General features: G+C 49.2%; 19 protein-coding genes. 15 read left to right on the forward strand and 4 right to left on the reverse strand.

Features of this window, described 5'->3' with window-relative positions; translation table 11 throughout:
* The first annotated feature begins 223 nt into the window (after window positions 1-223).
* The 4 genes from SPICO_RS08215 to SPICO_RS08230 are packed head-to-tail and all read left to right on the forward strand — an operon-like array spanning window position 224 to window position 2,459.
* Window positions 224-1,075 carry an ABC transporter ATP-binding protein gene (locus tag SPICO_RS08215; protein ID WP_013740204.1) on the forward strand — a complete coding sequence of 284 codons (852 nt, stop codon included), beginning with the start codon at window positions 224-226 and terminating at the stop codon, window positions 1,073-1,075.
* Window positions 1,072-1,848 (forward strand): hypothetical protein, encoded by a 777-nt coding sequence (locus SPICO_RS08220; protein ID WP_013740205.1) that lies wholly within the window; start codon window positions 1,072-1,074, stop codon window positions 1,846-1,848. The genes SPICO_RS08215 and SPICO_RS08220 overlap by 4 nt, the downstream gene beginning before the upstream one ends.
* On the forward strand, window positions 1,838-2,275 hold the full coding sequence (locus SPICO_RS08225) for a GntR family transcriptional regulator (RefSeq protein WP_013740206.1): 438 nt from the start codon (window positions 1,838-1,840) through the stop codon (window positions 2,273-2,275). Before SPICO_RS08220 ends, SPICO_RS08225 begins: the two co-directional genes overlap by 11 nt.
* Complete coding sequence (locus tag SPICO_RS08230; RefSeq protein WP_013740207.1) at window positions 2,256-2,459, forward strand: hypothetical protein; 204 nt, start codon at window positions 2,256-2,258, stop codon at window positions 2,457-2,459. Before SPICO_RS08225 ends, SPICO_RS08230 begins: the two co-directional genes overlap by 20 nt.
* Window positions 2,460-2,518: 59 nt before the next feature.
* On the opposite strand, the gene SPICO_RS08235 is transcribed toward SPICO_RS08230, so the two are convergent.
* Both SPICO_RS08235 and SPICO_RS10430 read right to left on the reverse strand, forming a co-directional pair.
* Window positions 2,519-5,791 (reverse strand): glycoside hydrolase family 2 TIM barrel-domain containing protein, encoded by a 3,273-nt coding sequence (locus SPICO_RS08235; RefSeq protein ID WP_013740208.1) that lies wholly within the window; start codon window positions 5,789-5,791, stop codon window positions 2,519-2,521.
* Window positions 5,788-5,958 (reverse strand): hypothetical protein, encoded by a 171-nt coding sequence (locus SPICO_RS10430; protein ID WP_174260338.1) that lies wholly within the window; start codon window positions 5,956-5,958, stop codon window positions 5,788-5,790. The genes SPICO_RS08235 and SPICO_RS10430 overlap by 4 nt, the downstream gene beginning before the upstream one ends.
* Before the next feature lie 358 nt (window positions 5,959-6,316).
* On the opposite strand from SPICO_RS10430, the gene SPICO_RS08240 reads away from it, so the two are divergent.
* The 3 genes from SPICO_RS08240 (at window position 6,317) to SPICO_RS08250 (ending at window position 9,561) form a co-directional block, all read left to right on the forward strand.
* Window positions 6,317-7,372, forward strand: coding sequence for an NAD(P)-dependent alcohol dehydrogenase (locus tag SPICO_RS08240; RefSeq protein ID WP_013740209.1), 1,056 nt, complete (start codon window positions 6,317-6,319; stop codon window positions 7,370-7,372).
* A gap of 67 nt (window positions 7,373-7,439) precedes the next feature.
* A complete protein-coding gene (locus SPICO_RS08245; protein WP_013740210.1) occupies window positions 7,440-8,399 on the forward strand; it encodes a CobW family GTP-binding protein in 960 nt (319 codons plus the stop codon).
* A gap of 91 nt (window positions 8,400-8,490) precedes the next feature.
* Window positions 8,491-9,561, forward strand: coding sequence for a branched-chain amino acid aminotransferase (locus tag SPICO_RS08250; protein WP_013740211.1), 1,071 nt, complete (start codon window positions 8,491-8,493; stop codon window positions 9,559-9,561).
* 66 nt (window positions 9,562-9,627) lie between these two features.
* Here the strand turns inward: SPICO_RS08250 and SPICO_RS08255 are convergent, their stop codons facing one another.
* Window positions 9,628-10,278, reverse strand: coding sequence for a hypothetical protein (locus SPICO_RS08255; protein WP_041395208.1), 651 nt, complete (start codon window positions 10,276-10,278; stop codon window positions 9,628-9,630).
* Between the two features lie 189 nt (window positions 10,279-10,467).
* Between SPICO_RS08255 and SPICO_RS09960 the strand changes: the two genes are divergently transcribed.
* The gene (locus SPICO_RS09960) at window positions 10,468-11,163 is read left to right on the forward strand and encodes a TetR/AcrR family transcriptional regulator (protein WP_052295865.1); all 696 of its coding nucleotides are present in this window, start codon (window positions 10,468-10,470) and stop codon (window positions 11,161-11,163) included.
* 27 nt (window positions 11,164-11,190) lie between these two features.
* Here SPICO_RS09960 and ilvA read toward each other — a convergent pair whose 3' ends face one another.
* Complete coding sequence (gene ilvA, locus SPICO_RS08265; RefSeq protein ID WP_013740213.1) at window positions 11,191-12,381, reverse strand: threonine ammonia-lyase; 1,191 nt, start codon at window positions 12,379-12,381, stop codon at window positions 11,191-11,193.
* A gap of 517 nt (window positions 12,382-12,898) precedes the next feature.
* On the opposite strand from ilvA, the gene SPICO_RS10500 reads away from it, so the two are divergent.
* From SPICO_RS10500 to SPICO_RS08300, 7 genes are all read left to right on the forward strand, one after another.
* Window positions 12,899-13,573, forward strand: a complete 675-nt coding sequence (locus SPICO_RS10500) for a P-II family nitrogen regulator (protein ID WP_013740214.1) — start codon at window positions 12,899-12,901, stop codon at window positions 13,571-13,573.
* Window positions 13,574-13,661: 88 nt separating this feature from the next.
* Window positions 13,662-14,642 (forward strand): ROK family protein, encoded by a 981-nt coding sequence (locus SPICO_RS08275; protein ID WP_013740215.1) that lies wholly within the window; start codon window positions 13,662-13,664, stop codon window positions 14,640-14,642.
* 1 nt (window position 14,643) lies between these two features.
* A complete protein-coding gene (locus tag SPICO_RS08280; RefSeq protein ID WP_013740216.1) occupies window positions 14,644-15,288 on the forward strand; it encodes a D-sedoheptulose-7-phosphate isomerase in 645 nt (214 codons plus the stop codon).
* 26 nt (window positions 15,289-15,314) lie between these two features.
* Window positions 15,315-16,943: a response regulator gene (locus SPICO_RS08285; RefSeq protein ID WP_013740217.1), complete on the forward strand. Its 1,629-nt coding sequence runs from the start codon at window positions 15,315-15,317 to the stop codon at window positions 16,941-16,943.
* Complete coding sequence (locus SPICO_RS08290) at window positions 16,940-17,992, forward strand: sensor histidine kinase (RefSeq protein WP_013740218.1); 1,053 nt, start codon at window positions 16,940-16,942, stop codon at window positions 17,990-17,992. The genes SPICO_RS08285 and SPICO_RS08290 overlap by 4 nt, the downstream gene beginning before the upstream one ends.
* Entirely contained in the window at window positions 17,989-19,470 is a 1,482-nt protein-coding gene (locus SPICO_RS08295) for an ATP-binding cassette domain-containing protein (protein WP_013740219.1), read from the forward strand. The genes SPICO_RS08290 and SPICO_RS08295 overlap by 4 nt, the downstream gene beginning before the upstream one ends.
* 154 nt (window positions 19,471-19,624) lie before the next feature.
* Complete coding sequence (locus tag SPICO_RS08300; RefSeq protein ID WP_013740220.1) at window positions 19,625-21,136, forward strand: sugar ABC transporter ATP-binding protein; 1,512 nt, start codon at window positions 19,625-19,627, stop codon at window positions 21,134-21,136.
* Window positions 21,137-21,144 lie beyond the last annotated feature (8 nt).

The raw sequence follows: 21,144 nt of genomic DNA on the forward strand, positions 1-21,144 counted from the left end.
CCTGATTCCTGTTTTTCTCCCTTTCCCGCTGAAAACGAAAAAGAAATTGCTACAAAACTCTCGTTTTACAACAACCCTTTTTACATTTTCATTGTTAAAAGCATTGCGAAAAATCCTATTGATAAGAAAATCGAAACTTCTTGACATGATGATATCAATGTTCTACTGTACTAGCTGACTAGTACAGTAAATTGCTAGCATATCAACCCAAAAAGGAAATGCGATGATACATGTACGCGATTTAGAGTTCCGTTACGGAACCCATCCCCTGTTCTCCCATCTGGACATGGACATCCGTGGAGGAGCCATCCATGGATTGCTGGGACTGAATGGTGCCGGAAAGACGACACTTCTCCGACTGCTTTCCGGACAGCTCTTTCCTTCTGATGGCATGATTGACGTTCTGGGATTCACCCCGTCCCAACGCAAGCCTGACTTCCTCAGCGAAATTTTCTTCATCCCTGATGAAATAAACCTTCCTGATTTTACAGGAATCCAGTATGTCGAGATGATTTCCCCCTTCTACCCATGGTTCGATGCCGCCGTCTGCGACACCTTGTGCAAGGACTTTGAGGTAGATCAACGCCGGAAGTTGACCGAACTTTCCTTTGGTCAGAAAAAGAAGTTCCTCCTGGCCTTCGGTCTGGCAAGCATGACGCCAATCATGGTGATGGACGAGCCGACGAATGGACTGGACATCCCTTCCAAGACTCAGTTCCGCCGGGCGGTTGCCGCAGCAATCTCTCCGCAGCGTTGCTTCATCATATCCACCCATCAGGTGCGCGACCTTGAGAACCTGATAGATCCAATCATCATCGTCCATAATGGAAAAATCATCTTCAACCAGAGCATCGAGGAAATCTCCGCGCGTTTCAGCATGAGTCATGAGTATGGGCAGCAGCCTCCGACGGAAGTCCTGTACAGTGAGCAAATCCCAGGAGGATGGGTCTCGGTGCATGAGACACCAGCCGGGACTGACAGGCAGCCGCTTGACCTGGAAACTCTGTTCAACGCGGTGGTCGCTAACCCTGTGGCATTTGCCCGTCAGACTCAAATCCAGGGAGGTACGCTATGAGATTCCTGTATACAATGAGACGAGAGATATACATGCAGAAGAAGCGCCTGACCATCTATGTGATTACTGCGCTTATCATCCTTTTCGTTTTTGAAGTCATGCCGGTCATCATTGCCGCAATCTTTGGTTCACACCTGCCTGAGGCATCCTTATACAGCGAGTTGTTCAGTCTGTTCCTGTTCATCGGAGGGTGCTTGTACACCAGCACTCTTTTCCAGAAGGACATGTTCAGTAAGGATAACAACCATGGATGGCTGATGCTTCCGGCGTCAACAGCGGAGAAATTCTTTGCCAAAGGACTTATGAGCATAGCATTCCCCTTTGTCTTGGTCATTTTCTTCTCGGTAGCGTCCGTCTTCATAGAAGGTCTGCTCACCTTGACTGCCAGAATACCCTTCATGCCGTTCTCGCCTTTCTTCCCCGAAGTTTGGGAGATGGTCGCCCATGCCCTCATCGCCCAATCCGTATTCCTGCTGGGAGGGGTATTCTTCAGGAAAGCTCATTTCAGCAAGACAATCCTTACTTTAGGCATCATCCTTATCGGTCTGAGCATGATAGCTGCTGTTACCACATTCCTTATCTTCCAACCAGTCATATTGTCAAACGGGGTAACCGTGTATGGTTTTGGAAGAAACGTAAATCTCCTGTCTGATTCGGACTTCTCCCTGCTGAAAACATTCGCAACCGCCTTCTACTGGGGCATACTCCCCCTGTTCTGCTGGATTACCAGTTATATTCGTGTCGAGGAGGTGCAGTATACTGATGCAGTTTGATAAACACACTTCCATTTATCTGCAAATCGCGGATTATATCAGGGATAGGATTCGTGATGGTTCATGGCCGGACGGAGAGAGGATTTCCTCAATCCGTGACATGGCCATGCTGCTCGAAGTCAATCCCAATACCGTGACGCGGACTTATACGCTCCTTCAGGATGAAGGAACGATTGAGAACCAGAGAGGGATTGGCTATTTCGTCGCTCCCGGAGCAGTGGAAAACCTGAAACAGATGAAAAAGAGGGCTTTTCTCGATGAAACCCTGCCTCGTCTGTTCACGGAAATGACGGCACTCGGTCTGGGAATAAACGACATCATTGCCAGATATAACAATGCCAAGCATGACAATGCCGAGTATGACAAAGGAAAACTCCAGCATGTGGCGGGAGAAAGGAACAACGACAATGCACAAGACAAGCAATAAACTGATCCTTGGAGCAACAATCTTCCTGGTGGTGACGACCGTCATGACTGTCATCTCCCTGAAAATGATTACCAACGCGGCTCTTTCTCAGAGAGAAGCCGCAAACGTCAGTACCGTCTTTTTAACCCAGGGCAGCCTCAAGAACGATGGCGTAGTGTGGATTGAGAAAGAGGACATAGTTTGAGCCGTATGGGGTTGTCACAAAATAAAAACAAGCGACGACCACCACATCATGCCCTGTTTTCAGATGGATTCAAAAACAAGCGAAAACCTATACACCCCTGGACGTACTTTATATTTTTCTAAAGTATCCGGGCCGCAACTTGCCGTACCAAGACCACGTACCGCGGCATCGATGGAAACTGTATAGCACGGAGACGGGACAAGCTCATCCGCATGTTTCTTGTTCCATAAATCTTCTACCGAATAGGGAGATACCGAAAAACCCACAGGAACGTCCGAACTGATTCTCAGGCGTTCCTTTCCTTCTTCATGGATAAAGTCGATGAAACGCACATCCATTCTTTCTCCGCTGTCCTGAGGAAGAATATAAGGGACATACAGACTGTCAGCGGGTACAGGTCCATGACAGGCAATCATGCTCCCCTCTTTGCGATCCGGATAGTTTTCCTCTGGCCCGCGACCGAACCAAGCTACCGACTTCCATATATGATCAAGTCCGAAACATATACCGACCCGCGGATAATCCTGTAGTCCGGCACATAGCTGCAAAGTAAAATTCCCGCTGAAACAATCAGTCAGGAATTTCCACTTCTGATCAAACATCCCCAGGATTTTCCCGTTTCCATCAGTGACTTCATACGAACATTCACAAGCATCGCTGCTCTCCGTCTTGCGTAACAGCTTGTAGGAAAGATTGCTTAAGTCATATCCCAACCAGAGATTCAGCGCCTTTTGGGAGAAGTACCAAGAACTTTCCGGATTGTCTTTGAGATGAGCAAAGTTCTTCAAACCATCATTCTGGGTAGGAACCCGATACACGTTCATTGTGACAGGCTTTTGCAGGACGACATGGGAACCAATGCGCAGGGATGTCAGGAACCCTTCATCATTCAGACCTGCCTGATAGACATGCGTATTCACGCGTCCATCCTTCAGAATTGCAGAAGAACATGACAGAAGCCTTTCCGGTTCCCGTGAAAGAGTAAACTGTTCCCAGGCAATCCTGTGTCCATGAGAAGCCCAAGACGTATCCTTGGCAAGGAAAAATTCAAAGACAATGAAACTTTCCGTCCGGGAAAAGGCTTCAAGGAATGGCGGCTCCAATAGAAAAGGAAGCTCAATATCAGCGGACTGTCCCGGATCGAGATTCGGAAGCTCAAACCTGTCCGAGAGAGAAAGTGAGGTATTTACCCTCTCAGGATGGGAAAAAACCAGATGCCACGTCGCATATAAACCCGACAAATCTGAAAAATCAAAATCATTGTACAGTGTGAACTTTCCCTGCATGGGATGGGAGGATGTCATGAGTACAGGCTGGAACAGCTTACAGCATTCGCTCATCACAGGCTTGGGATTCCTTGCGGGGTCAACAAGGCCATTCAGACAAAAATCAAGATCTGACGGATCATCGCCAAAATCTCCTCCGTATCTCCAGGCGGGTACGGATACACTGTGCGCCCGGTGCCCATGAGCCGCCGCGTCCACCCCTCGGAAGCCCACCGGCTTTCCTTCTTCATCAACCAAGATACCCTGATCTATCCAATCCCAAATCCAGCCGCCTTGAAGTCCGCGGGAAACGCGGATTGCTTTCCAGTAATCAGAAAGACCTCCGTTGGAATTTCCCATGGCATGACTGTATTCGCACATGATGAGCGGACGAAAATCATCAGATGTCTCTGTCGTCCGATCCCATTCCGTGAGGAGAGAAAGCTCAGGATACATAGGGCTGATGATGTCCGTGACGTTCCGCCCCCTCCGCAAATCCTTGAGTGTTGACCAAGGCTGTCCCCATTCCGCCCGGACGGCGCCTTCATAATGAAGAAGCCGGGAGCTGTCATACCGTCTTACCCATGCCGCCGCCGCGTCATGGTTCTCTCCATAGCCACTTTCGTTTCCCAATGACCAGAAGATGATGGACGCATGGTTTTTATCGCGCATGACCATGCGCTGCACCCTCCCCAGGAAAGCCGCGCTCCACCGGCTGTCCCGGCACAGATGATCATAATAAGCATGTGACTCGATGTTGGCTTCATCCATGACGTACACACCGTATCTATCGCAGAGGTCATACCATCGTTCATCATTAGGATAATGACTTGTACGGACGGCGTTGAAGTTGTTCCGCTTCATCAGGAGGATGTCAGTGACCATGGACGCGACGGTAAGCGTCTTGGCGGTACACTGGTCATGCTCGTGACGATTCACTCCTTTTATGAGAACCCTCTTTCCGTTGACAAGCAGTTTTCTTCCTTCAATGGCAACGTGCCTGAAACCAAGGCGAAGCGCATAGTGTGATTCCTGGTGAGATGTACAATCAACAAGCGTTGCAACAAGAGTATAAAGATGGGGTTCTTCATGGTTCCACAGTTCAGGATTCTCCACATCAATGCAAAGAGAAGACATCCAGCGTCCTGTCCGGTAAAGAGGATCGACGGCAGTACCCACCCGTCCTATTTCTTTTCCTGAAGGGTCATGAAGCACCATGTGAATCTCCTGTGGAGACAACAGTCCTTCAGGGCTGGGAATGTTCTGGTTCATGCTGAAATCTACGGTGAGCTTTCCAAAAGCATAATTTTCTGAAAGCACAGGATGGGCAAAGACATCCTCAAGGTACGTCCGGGGAGTACTGTAAAGGAACACGCTGCGGTGCAGCCCGCCGAACCACCATTGATCCTGATCCTCTATGTATGAAGCATCACCATAGCGCACGACAATAAGCACAAGAGTATTTTCCCCGGCCACAAGACTTCTGCTCACATCAAAGTCCGCGCTCAGGCGACTATCCTTTGAGGCTCCTATGAATTGTCCGTTGAGGTATACTTCCACGTAGCTTTCGGCACTGCCCACACGTAGGACAGTTCGCCGCTCTGCCCATGTATTTGGCCATGTATTTGGCCATGTATCGGACCCTGTATCGGGCCGTGTATCGGGAAGAATGAAGGTGCGGGCATATGCTCCTGTGGGATTATGCCGGGGAGCATAAGGTGGTCTTTGGATAAAAGGCATCTGTACATTGGTATAATGAGGTTTATCATAGCCCTGGACTGTCCATGTTCCAGGAACAATGATTGTCGGGCTATTTTTCAGCTCCGCGCCATCGACAATATCCGCCGGCACATCGCATGGGTTGTCATAGAGTTTGAAATTCCAATGCCCGTCCAGCGGAAGCTGCCATGAACTGCCTGGAAGATTGCCTTCCGATCCGGCAACAGCTGCCTCGTATGCCCGGAAAGCATCAGGGAACGGCGCGGCAAGGGATGATATGGGCAGACGCCCTATTGATGTAATTTCCGGAGACTCCCACGGATGGAAGGCTGAATACAAAGATTTCATAGTTGTGATTCCTCTTTTTTCCATTTTACCGAACCCAACACCCCGGCAACAAAGCGTTTTTGCTGGCTGAAGAACAGAATCACCGTGGGAAGCGCAAGAATAGAGGCCGCAAGCATCAACGCACCATGATGAGTAGTATAACTGGCTGTAAGTTCTGTCACAAGCAATCATATCAGTCTCATGTATTCAAAATGGAACGTAAAAAACCGATTTGACATCATCAGGATTGCAAACCAGAGAAGATGACACGGGTAATGCCTGCGGAAAACAGAAAAACCTTGCGGAATCATTCTTTTCCTGTCATTTCATTTTACCGCATGTTTGAGCCTTGCAGCAGGTGGCATTGGACACCCAATTCCTCTTTATATTTTCAAAAAAGCCAATCTTGTCCTAATTTTAGCAATATAAGATAATAAAATAAATAAGTATCAATAAATATATAATCATATATAGATTTTTATTTGATTACCATTTACTATTCTTTACAGAGTGTATTACGAACAAAATATTTTGGAGGTTGTCGCTATGAAAGGTTTTGCAATGCTGAAAATCGGAGAAGCCGGTTGGATTGAAAAATCACGGCCTTCCTGCGGACCCATGGACGCCATTGTCCGTCCCCTTGCCTTAGCCCCCTGTACGTCCGATGTACATACTGTCTGGGAAGGAGCCGTTGGCGAAAGAAGCAACATGATCCTTGGCCATGAAGGTTGTGGTGAGGTCGTGGAAGTCGGCGCCCTTGTCAAAGACTTCAAGCCCGGTGACAGAGTCCTCGTCCCTGCCATCACCCCCGACTGGAACTCCGTGCAGGCACAAGCTGGTTTCTCAATGCATTCTGGCGTGATGCTCGGCGGCTGGAAGTTCTCCAATACAAAGGATGGAGTATTCGGCGAATTTTTCCATGTCAACGATCCTGACGGCAATCTTGCCCATCTGCCCAAGAACATATCCGTTGAGGATGCCTGCATGCTCAGCGACATGGTTCCTACCGGTTTCCATGGAGCCGAACTCGCTGATGTCCAATATGGTGATGAAGTCCTGGTCATCGGCATTGGCCCCGTAGGACTGATGTGCGTCGCCGGAGCCAATCTCCGTGGTGCTTCACGAATCATTGCCGTTGGAACCCGGAAAGTCTGCGTAGACGCTGCCAGGCTCTATGGCGCAACCGATTTCCTCAGTTATAAAGATGGCCCCATTGAGGAGCAGGTACTGGCCATGACCAAGGGTCAGGGTGTGGACAAGGTCATCATTGCCGGAGGCGACAATGATACCTTCGATCCTGCCGTCAAGTGCTTGAAGGCTGGTGGACGGATTGGAAACGTCAACTATCTGGGAAGCGGCACTTTCGTGAAGATTCCCCGCGCTGAATGGGGTGTCGGCATGGGACACAAGACCATCGCCGGTGGGTTGATGCCCGGCGGACGCCTGCGCATGGAGAAACTCTCCCGTCTGGTTTCCCTCGGAAAGCTGGATGTCTCCCATTTGCTTACCCACAAGATGAAGGGTTTCGAGAATGTCGAGAAGGCTTTGTTCCTGATGAAGGACAAGCCCGCTGACCTCATCAAGCCCGTCGTGACGATCTAAGCGGCACTCACCAAGACCACTCTCCCCGCCTCTGGCGCGGGAGGGTGTTTCTCTTTGGTTGGATATAATGAAAATCCTGATTATTTCCGGCTTCCTTGGCGCAGGGAAGACGACATTCATCAAAAGCATGGTCAAGAAGACTGGACGCCAGTTCGTTGTAGTGGAAAATGAATTTGGCGATGTCAGTGTCGATGGCCCTCTGCTTTCCGCGCGCGAACAGCAGGAGGCACAACCTCCGACCATCTGGGAACTGACCGAAGGCTGCATCTGCTGTTCCATGAAGCTGGACTTCTCTAATTCCGTGATGACCATTGCCAACTCCTTGAATCCTGATTATCTCATTGTAGAGCCAAGCGGAGTGGCCTTCCTCGGCCCCATCCTGGATAACCTGAAAAAAATCTGCTACGGGGAAGCCATACAGCTTCTCAAGCCAGTGACGTTGGTAGACTACCAGCACTACAAGAACAGCATGGTGGATTACAAGGATTGTATCACTGACCAGGCATCCCATGCGGGATGGGTTCTTCTCAGCAAAAGCGAAAGCTGCCACAAAGATGTCTTCACTGAATTTGCTTCAGAAGTGCATGCCTGGAACCCTGCGTCCTCCGTGCCTGACTGTCATTATGAGATGCTTCCCCGCTCTTGGTGGAAGGCTCTTCTGGAAACGCCCTTGGATCCTTCTTCTGTGGAGCCTGCCCCACAAGTGAACGAAGACAGGCGTCCCAAGCTCCAGCAGATCAGCTTCACCGACGTGAAGATCCCGGACATCCCCACTCTGGTGAGCATCCTGGGTCGCCTCACATCCCTCATTGAGGGCAAGATCATCCGGGCAAAAGGCTTCTTCCCCATGGGTGATGAATGGATACGCTTTGATGTGGTGGAAAACACCTATGAAATCCGGGCGACCGATGTCATGGATGATAGTCGGATGATTCTGATTGGCCGGGGACTAAACGTACAGCAACTGGAAGACATGTGGAATGCCACGGCTGTCGTCGCTGAAGAAGATGAGGACGAAACCACCTGAACCATGCCCCCGCTCGTCACCCCCCGCTCATGATGGTGTCCTCACGGGTTCCTTACGTTGTTCTCATGTTGTCCTCATGTTGTCCTAAACCATGATTGTTGATAAAATCCTGCCAATCCGCTACGAATCAAAGGACATGATGATGGCTAAGAAAAACATTGACTGGGCGCATTTGAGTTTCGGCTACATTCCGACTGACAGCCGGTATGTTTCATATTGGAAGAACGGACAGTGGGATGATGGCCAGATGGTCAACGATTCCACGGTGACAATCAATGAAAGCGCCGGTGTCCTGCAATATGCCCAGACATGCTTTGAAGGTCTGAAAGCCTATACCACGGAGGATGGCCGCGTTGTACTGTTCCGTCCTGACATGAACGCCCGCCGTCTCATGGACAGCTGCGACAGGCTGCTGATGCCGTCTTTTCCTGTTGAAAGATTCCTCGATGCGATTGACAAGCTGGTCATTGCGAACCAGGACTATGTACCCCCCTATGGTAGCGGTGCATCTCTGTATATCCGTCCTTATATCTTCGGCAGCGGGCCGATTCTCGGCGTAGCTCCCGCGTCAGAATATACCTTCCGGGTATTCTGCTCTCCGGTCGGGCCTTACTTCAAGGGAGGCATGAAGCCCCTGCGCCTGATGGTCAGTAACTTCGACCGCGCTGCCCCCCGTGGTTCAGGCCACATCAAGGGAGGTCTCAACTATGCCATGAGCCTCTATGCCGGACACGTTGCCCATGAAGCCGGATACAGCGAGAATCTCTATCTGGATTCGACACGCACGTACATAGAAGAAACGGGAGGAGCGAATTTCATCTTTGTGACCAAGGACGGCACGCTCGTGACGCCCAAGAGTCCGACTATCCTTCCTTCCATCACCCGCCGTTCCCTCATGCAGGTCGCCAAGGATTATCTGCACATGGAAACAGAGGAACGGCCTGTGAAACTTACGGAATTGAAGAATTTTGCTGAAGCGGGGCTGTGTGGCACGGCAGCCGTGATTTCCCCCGTCGGAACCATCCACACCCATGACGGGGACATCACGTTCGGAGACGGCATATCGGTCGGCCCGGTGGTCACCAAGCTGTACGATACCCTCACGGGAATCCAGATGGGACGCCTGTCGGCTCCGGGGGGCTGGATTCACCAGGTCATCTGAAACAATCGCCCAATGACAGGGCGTATAGTCCGCAACGACTTTGCTCAGGCGGTATGCCCATGGATATTACAGGAAATACCCCAGTTCACGCGCAAGGATGAGGGAGCGTTCCAGCACCGGACGGAGGCTGGCGCCTATGCGCGTATAACCCATCAGCCGCGCGGCACGGGTGAATAGTTCATCACGGCCTACGGCTTCACCTTCCTTCACGCTGGCAGCCATGGCATTGGCGACCTCTATCAGGGGCAGGTCGTAGGTATAGCGTTTGTCCGGAGCATCTTCCGCAGAACAACGGCAGTACAAGTACCCAAAGTCTTTTCCTGCGCTGGTCTGTGTCTGGGCGTATGTGGACGGCCAATATACAATCTGCGTCTTCCCGTCATTGCCTTGTTGTTCCGTCGTGACAGCAGGGAACACGGAAAACACGGTCTCCAGCTGGGCGGCAATGAAACGTCCGCGCTTGGACAGCCCAAAAAGGGATATCACATGTTTTTCCAGATGATCCCGGAGGATGGGGCCTCCATCCTCAACCAAAGAGGCGGCACAGGAACGGAGCGTTTCCAGCATTTCCTGCGCACAGAACTGTTCGCTCGATAGAACAAGCTGCTTCCTTTCCGGCATATAATATCCAATGACCGTGATGTTCGGCAACGGCGTGGCCGCGACCAGCATACGCTTGGTTCTGAACGTGGTAGCCTTTTTTCGTCTGTCTGCCATATCTCCCTCATGATACTGCCACGATGTCTTCTTTTCCTTTCATGATAGCATGATGGGCTTCATCGGGAAATATCATATCCTTTAGTCCTTTCACATCCCTTTTCTCCGCGCGTCATCCTTTTTCTCCAATTTCTCCAAGGCTTTTTCTCTGAACCATTCATATTGTTGAACAGGTTAAAATGAAGGATAATGGCAGAAAGATTTTTCGACTCTGATGACAGGGGAACCGGAAAAAGGAGCAGACGCCTGATGAAGATTGACAAACGGATAACTACTACAAGGGAATCCCTGAAACGCAGCCTTCTGAAAATCATGCGTGAGGAGCCAATTTTCAGGATTGCCGTCAAAGATATCTGCAAGCGGGCGAATGTCAGCAGAGGAACCTTTTACCTGCACTATCGGAGTCCCTATGACCTGCTGGAAGAAATTGAGGATGAACTGTTCGCTGACATCAAGGCGGTAGTGGACAAGGACTTGGGACCGGGCCCCGACATGGTGCGCTTTTTCCGGGACATCCTGAAAGTCCTCCTGAAGCATCAGGATACCATCATAGTGAACTTCAGCACCCATGGACACCTGCGGGTTCAGGCAACCATCTCATCGCTCATCCATGACAGGATGGTGGGAATATGGCGATACGAATTCCCCGATGTCGGATTCGACTTGCTTGAATATGCCTATGCATTTTGCGCAGGAGGCGCACTGGGCATTGTCAACGCTTGGGGACGGGGTGGTTTTGTCGAGAATCCTGATGACGTAGCGCGTCTCATCCTCCTTTTGGGAGGAGGCATTGATACCACCTTTGCCCATACAAAAGGAAATTGGAATATCCGGACGCTCCAGCAATCCGAGCCTTTCCATGAGCCACAAAACTCCCCCGCATGAGAGTAACGGGCATGATGCGTGGAAGATTCACACAAACTTGAAACCGGCATCTCCCAATGCCCGCCGTATTGCCCTGATGTGATCAAAGTCCTTCGTCTCCAACGCCAGACGGAGCGTACAGCTATTCAGGTCAGTACCCTCTCCGGAACGGTCATGATGGACAGCCACCACATTTCCTCCCTGACGAGCTATGATCGCAGAGACATCGACAAGCTGTCCTGGCTTGTCCAGCAGTTCAATGGTAAATTCCGTAGAGCGGCCGCTTTTGAGCAGACCACGGGAAATGACACGTGAAAGAATGGTGACGTCAATGTTCCCTCCGGAAAGAAGACAGACAGTGGTACGGCCTTCAATCTCAATTTTATGAAACATTGCCGCGGCGACTGCCACCGCTCCCGCGCCTTCGGTGACGAGCTTCTGCTTCTCCATCAAGGCGAGAATCGCCGAAGATACTTCATCATCAGTGACTGTGACAATCTTATCAACATACGTGGCGCACATCTCATAGGTCAGATCACCGGGATGCTTCACTGCAATACCGTCAGCCATGGTGGAAACTTTACCCAAGGTAATCTTCTGGTGTTGCTCCAGTGAATCATACATGGATGCTGCGCCGGCGACCTGGACGCCGTACACGGCACATTCCGGCTTGAGTGCCTTGATTGCATAGGCAATGCCGCTGATCAAACCTCCTCCTCCGACGGGAACAATGACGGAATCGACATCGGGGAGCTGTTCGAGTATTTCCAGGCCAATGGAGCCTTGACCGGCAATGATGTCTTCATCATCAAAGGGATGGATGAACACCCCGCCATTTTCCCTCTGGAGTCGCAACGCTTCCTGATAAGCATCATCATAGACGCCAGGCACAAGACGCACGTCAGCCCCATATGCACGGGTCGCCTCTACTTTGGAAATTGGCGCAACATCAGGGATGCAGATGACAGCCTTCAAGCCTTCATGCTGGGCGGCCAAGGCAACTCCCTGGGCATGGTTTCCCGCGGAACAGGCAATCACTCCTTTCTGGCGCAGGTCGGACGGCAACTGGGAAATCTTGTAGTAGGCTCCCCGTACCTTAAAGGAACCGGTAATCTGGAGGTTCTCGGTTTTCAGGAACACGGAAGAATCCGGGAAAATCCGCGGGGCACGTATCAAATCCGTCCTGCGCACCACAGGATCAAGGATGCGTTTTGCGTGATATATTTTGTCAATGGTCATTGTGCTGCCTCCATACATCCGACCCCACACATGTCCGCAGGGTTATCGGCGAGGATACCATGTAATACCGTTCCATGACCATCATATGTCCGTCACATACCCGTCATACAGACATGCCGGAGGTGGGGATGTTACAAAAGTTACCCGAAAATATTATATGGTTCCTCGTCAAAATCATACTTTCGGGTAACCGTCACTAGTACCGATATCCCTTGCATTAACTCATCAATTCGTCATGTTTTTTCGTAAAACATCATCATTTCGTTATATTGTGATGCCCAATCTCCGGATTTTCATGAAAAAGTAAGGGTAAAAAGTGAGAAAGAACGGTATTGTGCTTGCAAGTTCTCACACTTTTGCAACATCCCCATTGGACGCAAGCCATCGAGTGCTTGTATCCCAAGCCCGCACTTGCTATCCTGTATGACAGGCATGTCGAAAAAGGCAAACGCCTGTTGACGATTTCCTTTTAGTTAGTATGATGATTACATGGCCTGTGATGCCAAGGAAGGTAAAAATGACATCGGACATGGTTTTTTATCCCGGCAAGCTGATACTCAGCATCGTAGCTCATGACCAAGGCGAAGCAGTGGTCAATGCGACGAAAGATGCTGGCGCGCAGGGAGGTACGATCATCCATGGCAGGAGCGACACATCCTCCCTGCTTGACATCCTGGGTCTTCATGACCCGGCGCAGGACATTGTCCTGACACTTTCGGGAGATAATGAAGCAGAAGCTATCTTCCAGGCCGTAAAGACATGCAACCCCACCAAGAAGAACCTGGGAACAACCATGCTCATCGATGTGCGGGGCATCCTCCATCACATGACCGCCGGAACATCCGAGAATATCCATGCCACAAGGAGCGCTACAATGTCCACGACTTCATCACACGTCCTGATTTCCTTCATAGTCAACAAAGGCACAGCAGATGATGCCATGGCAGCCGCCCGTAAAGCAGGAGCGTCCGGTGGTACAATCATCAACGCCAAAGGTACGGCAAAGGAAGACGACGTAAAGTTCTTCGGCATCACCCTCGTCCCTGAAAAGGAAATGCTGTTGACCATAGTCCCCCAGGACAAGGCTGTTTCAATCATTGACGCCGTCAAGGCCGTCCCTAGCCTGGAAGAACCGGGAGCTGGCATAGCCTTCACCGTCGATATCATGGAGTTCGCTTTCCTGGGAAGATAAGTCAGCCTTGTCGCTCTGCGGGGACAAACCCTGACGACAGAATGCCATCGGATCTCTCCAGTAAGGAATACAAGACAGGAAGGCGGATATGATCGTAGTGGGGATAGACATTGGTGGAACAAAATGTGCCGTCTCATTAGGAGATGTCACTGATGCCACATATGAAATCTTTGTGAAAATGCCTGTTCGCCAAACTCGCGATTATACGGTTCAGGGGATGCTTGAGCAATGTGTCAAAGACATACAATCCTGCATTGCGGAACGACCGGACTCCCCTCCTGTTGCTGTCGGAATCAGCTGCGGAGGGCCGCTGGATTCTCGTCACGGCCTGATTCTTTCCCCTCCTAATCTCCCCGGATGGGATTCCGTCCCCATACGGGATTTCATTGCTTCCCGGACTGGCTTACCAACATGGCTTTGCAACGATGCAAATGCCGGAGCTCTCGCTGAATGGCACTACGGAGCCGGTAAAGGCTGTGATTCCATGGTTTTTCTGACTTTCGGGACAGGTTTGGGAGCCGGTTTGATTTTGGATGGACGCCTCTATGTCGGTGCAAACGACATGGCTGGAGAGGTCGGACATATTCGTCTTGCTCCGACTGGCCCTCCAGGTTATGGAAAGAAAGGTTCCTTTGAGGGTTTTTGCAGTGGAGGCGGAATTGCTTTGCAAGCCCAGGCACACGCAAGAGAATGGCTTGCGGAAGGCAAAAAAACTCTGTTATGTACTGATGAAAGTACTATCACAGCCATAAGCGCAAGAACAGTCGGTGAAGCCGCGCAGCAAGGCGACCCCTTGGCCGTGAGCATCATGACAACAGTCGGCAGAAAGCTCGGACTGGGCTTGTCCGTGATAATGGATATCCTCAATCCTGAAAGGATCATCATAGGTGGCATATTCCAGCGTTCATATGATTACATCTGGCCGGAAGCCAGCAGAGTATTGGCGGCGGAATCATTGGCATTGAACGCGGAAGCTTGTACTGTCATGCCGGCGGCATTAAAAGAAAATATTGGTGATGTTTCCGCCTTGATTTCCGCATATTATCATAGTAAGAAGGAATGGCAATGATATGGATGACGTAAAATTTCTCATGGATGATTTTTTTGTCCGGCATGTCAACCTCGCCCATCTCCGTTTGCAGATATCCGAAGCCTCCAACGCTCTGTCGGACTGTTTCACACACGCCGGAAAACTCCTGGTGTGCGGCAACGGCGGAAGCGCAGCCGACAGCGGGCATATCGTCGGTGAATTGATGAAAGGCTTTTTCAAAAAACGACCTTTACCGGAAAGCTGGAAGAAACGTTTTACCGAACAGTTCAGCGACACAGGGAAAAAACTGGCAGACACTCTCCAGATGCCCCTCCCTGCAATTGCCCTCGGTTCACAGCTTCCCCTGGCCTCGGCATTCAGCAATGACGTGAATGCGAACATGGAATATGCCCAGGAGGCTTTTGCATATGCACAGGAAGGAGACATTCTTCTCGGAATCAGTACGAGCGGAAACTCTGAAAACATCTGCCATGCGGTGCGTGCCGCAAAGGTAAAGAAAGCCCGTACAATATGCTTGACAGGACGCGGAGGCGGACAACTGGCAGGACTCTGCGATATTTCCATCATTTCACCCGAACAAGAAACATATAGGATACAGGAAGATCATCTGGCGATATACCATCTTCTTTGTAGGGCAGTGGAATTACATTTCTTTACGAAGTAAAGGAGTAAAGGAGTAAAGCTGGATACATGACACACACGATACAGGTCATCATTCTTGACGATGAACCACGGGTCAGCAAACTGATAGCCAGCCTCATTGACTGGGAGTCCCTGGGCATGGAAATCTGTGCCACCGCTCAAGACGGCATCACTGCGCTCCAGCTCATTAAAGACCTCTCCCCCGACCTTGTGATCACTGACATCAGAATGCCCGGTCATGATGGACTAGAGCTTATCCAACGGGCACGGGAGATATCAAAGGATCTCGACTTTATCATAATCAGTGGATACCGATATTTTGAATATGCACAGACCGCCATCAAATACGGCGTCGGGGACTACCTGCTCAAACCAATAAAAAAACAGGAATTGATGGATACACTCTTGAAATTCCTGGCTCGCTATAAAGAAAGAACGGAAAAACAAGATCACGCACAAAAATTGAACCAGCACCTGGACGCCTATTACAGCAAACTGAGGGAAGATCTTTTCAAGGATTGCATCTTGGGCGCCGAACCAGATTCATTTTCTTCCATGGAAGAAATCAATCAGGCATATCACTATGATTTCCGGCCGGGCCTTTTCCAAGTATGCATTGTAAAGCTTGATATGCCACAGCAGGAATTTTTCCCTCAAGGCAAGGTTATCCTCAAAGAAAAAGTTGAACGGATACTGATGAGTTTTTGCAAACCACTCTGCTCTGAGATAGAGTCCTATGCCATGGATTCTCGCTTCTATATATTGCTGAATTATGAACAGGACAAAAAGAACGCCATCCGGAAAAGTCTGAAAACCATGCTGGATGAGCTTATCATCCACGAAAGCATCTTCCCATCTTCCCGTTTCTTCCTGGCAGTGGGACCCAGCTCCGAAGATTTTGCCTCCATCCCCCGTTCAGCCCGCAGCGCCTGGAGTGTCTGCTGTCAGAGACTGGTGGCTACCGGAGGTTCTCAGCTTTATGAAGAAGTACCACCGTCAGCCGGAGAAGATGATATACATGCGCTTTTGAAGATATGGAATGAAGGAATCAGCAAGGCTGTATCAATACTTTCACTTGAAGAAACACAAGCATGCATAGCTTCGCTTATAGATACGCTTTCCTCAGAAAAATCTTTCTCCGGAGAAAATATTCTGGACTGCCTGCAACAGGCTTTCAGTAATTTCCTGATGCGCATGAAAACCACCTATGTTTCCATAGAAGGTCTGGAATCCGCTGAAAGGAATTATGAGGAAGGCCAGGACATGTATTCCAGCGCCGCGGAACTCTATGCGTTTTTTTCAGAAAAAACACTGAAATTCCTGGAAGAAAATGCAGCCTTGATCAAGGAACAGGAATACAGACCTGTACGGCTTGCCAAGAAATATATAAGTGAACATTTCAATGACCCTATGATAAGCCTTAATTCCGTCAGTGATGCCATGGGATTCAATTCCAGTTATTTCAGCTCTCTTTTTAAAAAAGAAAGCGGCATGGGATTCCTGGAGTATCTTTCGGATGTGCGGATGACTCACGCAAAATATCTGTTGAAAACTACGACATTACCGATAGCGGATATCTGTAAGAAAGCAGGATATACGGATACAAAATATTTTACACAGGCATTTCAAAAAAATACGGGAATACGACCAAAAGACTACAGGAAACTTTATTCATGAGGAAAAAAACCAAAGCAGAGGGAAAAGATATCATTCTGTCCGCCAGAGTCTTTTCTTTCCTCTGCATCCTCGCGGCACAGATTATTTTCTGTGTCATTATTTTTCTTTTCATGAGTACACATATCACTACAGAAGTGCTTTCCTCCCTCGGCATCCTCATGATTGTTCTCCTCGCCTTGGTTTCCGTATTTTTTTGGAACCTGGTCATCCGTCCTTACCGGCAGACAGAAAAGCTTTTGAAGCATTTTGGCATCGGATACAGCATTGAAGATATCTACCAGCTTGGCTATTCCTACAGCCCTGCGATGGGCGCGGCTTTGGAACATGCCCAATCATTGCTCGACACGGACAAAATTCTCAATGCCAGTAAACAGCAGGCTCAGTTCCTTGCTCTCCAGAACCAGATAAACCCCCATTTCCTTTACAACACACTGGAGGGAATCCGTGGGGAAGCCTTGGCATCGGGTTTGGATACTGTCGCGAATATGGCTGAAGCTTTATCCACCTATTTTCGCTACACAATCAGCAATGTGGAAAATCTCGCGACTCTTGAAGACGAGCTGAACAACATTGAAAACTATTTCACCATCCAACGCTACCGTTTTGGCCCCCGTATGAACCTTGAGATTTGCTGGGATGAGGATGACAGGGCGGAACTCTTGAAATACCGTCTTCCCAAGCTGACACTCCAGCCGATTGTCGAGAATGCAATAGTTCACGGCCTGGAGTGCAAGGTCGGCAAAGGCACTGTCCACATCCGCATAGAAGTAACACAGAGCCGTCTGCTCATTACCATAAGTGATGATGGCGTTGGCATGAACTCTCTGCGGCTGGAAGAACTGAATACTTCGCTGACATCCCGTTCCTTTGATTATATCAAGCCTGAAAAAAGCCACCGCAGCGGTATAGCCATTGTCAATGTGAATAACCGTCTGAAACTTCTTTTTGGCGAAGAATACGGCATCTCCGTCTCAAGCACAGCAGATGTCGGGACAGATGTCGTCATATCGCTCCCAAAACTCCAGGAAAATGACGGCGGTGTCTTATGAAGCAGGAAATCCTTGCGTTGGACAGAGTGACGATATTCCATGAAGATACCCCCGTCCTGAATAACGTCAGCCTCCATATCTTCGCCGGAGAAATCACAGGACTCTTATGCGTGAACTCCCAAGGAGTTGATGAGTTTCTTGATTTGATATCTTTCAATACTCCTATTCACTATGGATATGTATATTTCATGGGGGAAATAGTACATTCATACCGTCGTTCGTTATCTCAACGCAATCCAGTTTCAATTATTGAGAAGCAAAGCCGTCTGGTTGATGATTTGACAGTCGCGGATAATATCTTTGTATTGAGAAAAAATTTTCATTCCTATGTCCTGAACAAAAACATGATGGAAGGACAGCTAGAGCCATATCTCAAGGATCTTGAGTCAATGGGTGTACGTATCCCCGTTTCTGCTGTGGTAAGCTCCCTGTCTCTCCTGCAACGGTGGGCGCTTGAACTTTTAAAAGCCGTAGTATCCGGAGTCAAACTTGTCGTGATAAGGGATATAACCAATTACGTGAATACCATCGATCTTCACAAAATCCATGCGCTGATGAAACATTACGCGGCACAGGGCATGGCATTCATCTATATGTGCAACCACCATCAGGAGATTTTCAGCATTTCCGACAAAACGGCGGTGATGCTTGATGGCACTATTCAGAAAATCCTCATGAAAGACCAAATGAATGAAGATGTCATGACCCATTTTTCCCAGTCTTTCAGAACTGCGGTGAATGATTCCCACCGTAAGTTTGTTGCGGTGGATGCCGCTGAGCATCAGGACAGCCTCATCTGCCGGGATCTGTACAGCGGGAATCTGAAAAATATCAGTTTCACCATGCGTGCGGGGGAATGTGTCGTATTCATGGATATTGATGGTACGGCTGTCGAAACTTTCATGGGATTGTGCAGAGGTACTTTGAAAAGCGAATCAGGGACTTTGACTATTGCGGGCAAAGAACCGTCTCCGTATGACAGGAATACAGCGATCATTCAGGAACGACCGACGAAAAACATGATATTTCCCGATATGAGTTACATTGACAATCTTTGTTTCCTTGTGGACAACAAGGTACCGAGGTTCTGGAGCAACCCTCATGTCAAGGAAAGCATTATCAAGGAATACCTGCCATTGATAGGCCCGACTATTTTTGCTCCTTCCCTGCATGGACTACCGGAGAAAGCCTTGTACGATCTCGTATACTGCCGTACTCTCCTGCAATCGCCCGAACTTGTTGTCTGCATGCAACCTTTTTTCGGCGTTGACATGTACCAACGGGTACGCATCATTGAATTTCTGGATACATACCGTCGCAAGGGTATTTCCGTCCTGATCCTTGCTCTCAGTCTCTCTGATTCCCTTGAGGTTGCGGACAGACTTCTCATCATACAGAATGGATCCATTGTAGAAAGTTACGACAGGAAAGATTTTTCTTCCGTGAAGCTCATCAGCGGCTCCCGCCCTACTCTGTAGTTCTTCCCGAATTTCCCGGACAAAGTCCCTGGCAGAAACCTTGGCAAAGGCGAAATCCAAAAAATACCCACCTTCATACAAAGTCTCCACCCTTTACAACCCCAGGTTTGCATCGTGTACTTGAGACATACAGGGGTTACAGAAAGGGGCACGTATGGCTGAATACATTGTTGAAATGAAGCACATCACAAAAAAATTCCCCGGTGTCATTGCCCTGGATGATGTATCTTTCGGCTTGAAAAGCGGAGAAGTCCTGGCATTGTTGGGAGAAAACGGGGCAGGAAAATCAACGCTGATGAAAATTCTCAGCGGTGTATACCTACGTGATGAAGGTTTTATTTCACTTTTTGGGGAAAATATCGGCGACTTGAACCCGCGGCTTGCCCAGAAGCATGGCGTCGCCATGATTCATCAAGAACTAAATATGTGTTCGCATCTGACAGTGACTGAAAATCTTTTTCTTGGCCGGGAACTTATCTCAGGAAAAGGCACCCTTGACAACAAGGCAATGAGACATCAGGCGCAGGAAGTCCTGGCTCGGCTCAATATTGATGATATCACGCCCGACACTATTGTCGGTAAATTGGCGGTATCCAAGCAACAGATGGTGGAAATTGCTAAAGCTCTCCTATCAGATGCGCGGGTACTCATCATGGACGAACCGACAAGTGCCCTGACAAGCAAAGAAATAACAGATTTGTTCTCCATCATTCATAAGCTCCGTTCCGAAGGCCGGGGCATAGTCTATATCTCGCATAGGCTGGAGGAACTGCAACATATTGTTGATAGGGTCATCATCATGCGGGATGGGAAAACCATCACGACAAGAAACTTCAAAGATATCAGCATGGATGAAATCATTTCATTCATGGTCGGGCGAGAAATAACAGAGAAATTTCCCACCGTCCAAAGCCCTATTGGAAAAAAGATTTTTGAAGTCAAGAATCTTTGTGCCGGTCGTGCTGTCCGTGATATAAGTTTTTCCTTGAATCAGGGTGAGATTGTGGGTATCGCCGGACTCATGGGAGCTGGCAGAACGGAAACAACACGGGCAATTTTCGGCGTCGATCCTAAAGACTCTGGTTCTATTTTCATTGATGGCGCGGAAGTGGTCATCACGAAGCCGGAGGACGCCATAAGCCAGGGAATCGTCCTTGTCCCGGAAGATCGAAAGAAGGATGGTCTCTGCACAAAACTTTCAATCAAGGAAAATATTGCCCTACCCAATCTTGATATTCTCGGAAGCAGGTTTCTGGGTGTGATCAATCGGAAATCAGAACGAGACATGGTGGATAAAGCCGTAGAAAATCTATCTATCAAACTGACGGACATAGAATCAAACGCCGCTAACCTGTCCGGTGGAAATCAACAGAAAGTTGTCGTAGGGAAATGGCTGGCCCGTGACTCGCGCGTGGTCATGTTTGATGAACCGACACGGGGAATCGATGTTGCGGCAAAAGTGGAAATCTATCATTTGATGAACCAGTTGAAACAGCAGGGAATCGGAGTCCTGTTCGTTTCTTCCGAAATGCAGGAGATCATTGGGATTTCTGACAGAATACTCGTCATGTGTGATGGAAAACTGACCGGGGAATTATCCTCCCAGGAAGCTACGCAGGAAAAAATCCTTGAACTCGCCACGCATTTTGAGAAGAAACTGACATGAGCAAGCAG

This window comes from Parasphaerochaeta coccoides DSM 17374 (assembly GCF_000208385.1).
GTDB classification, from domain to species: Bacteria; Spirochaetota; Spirochaetia; order Sphaerochaetales; family Sphaerochaetaceae; genus Parasphaerochaeta; species Parasphaerochaeta coccoides.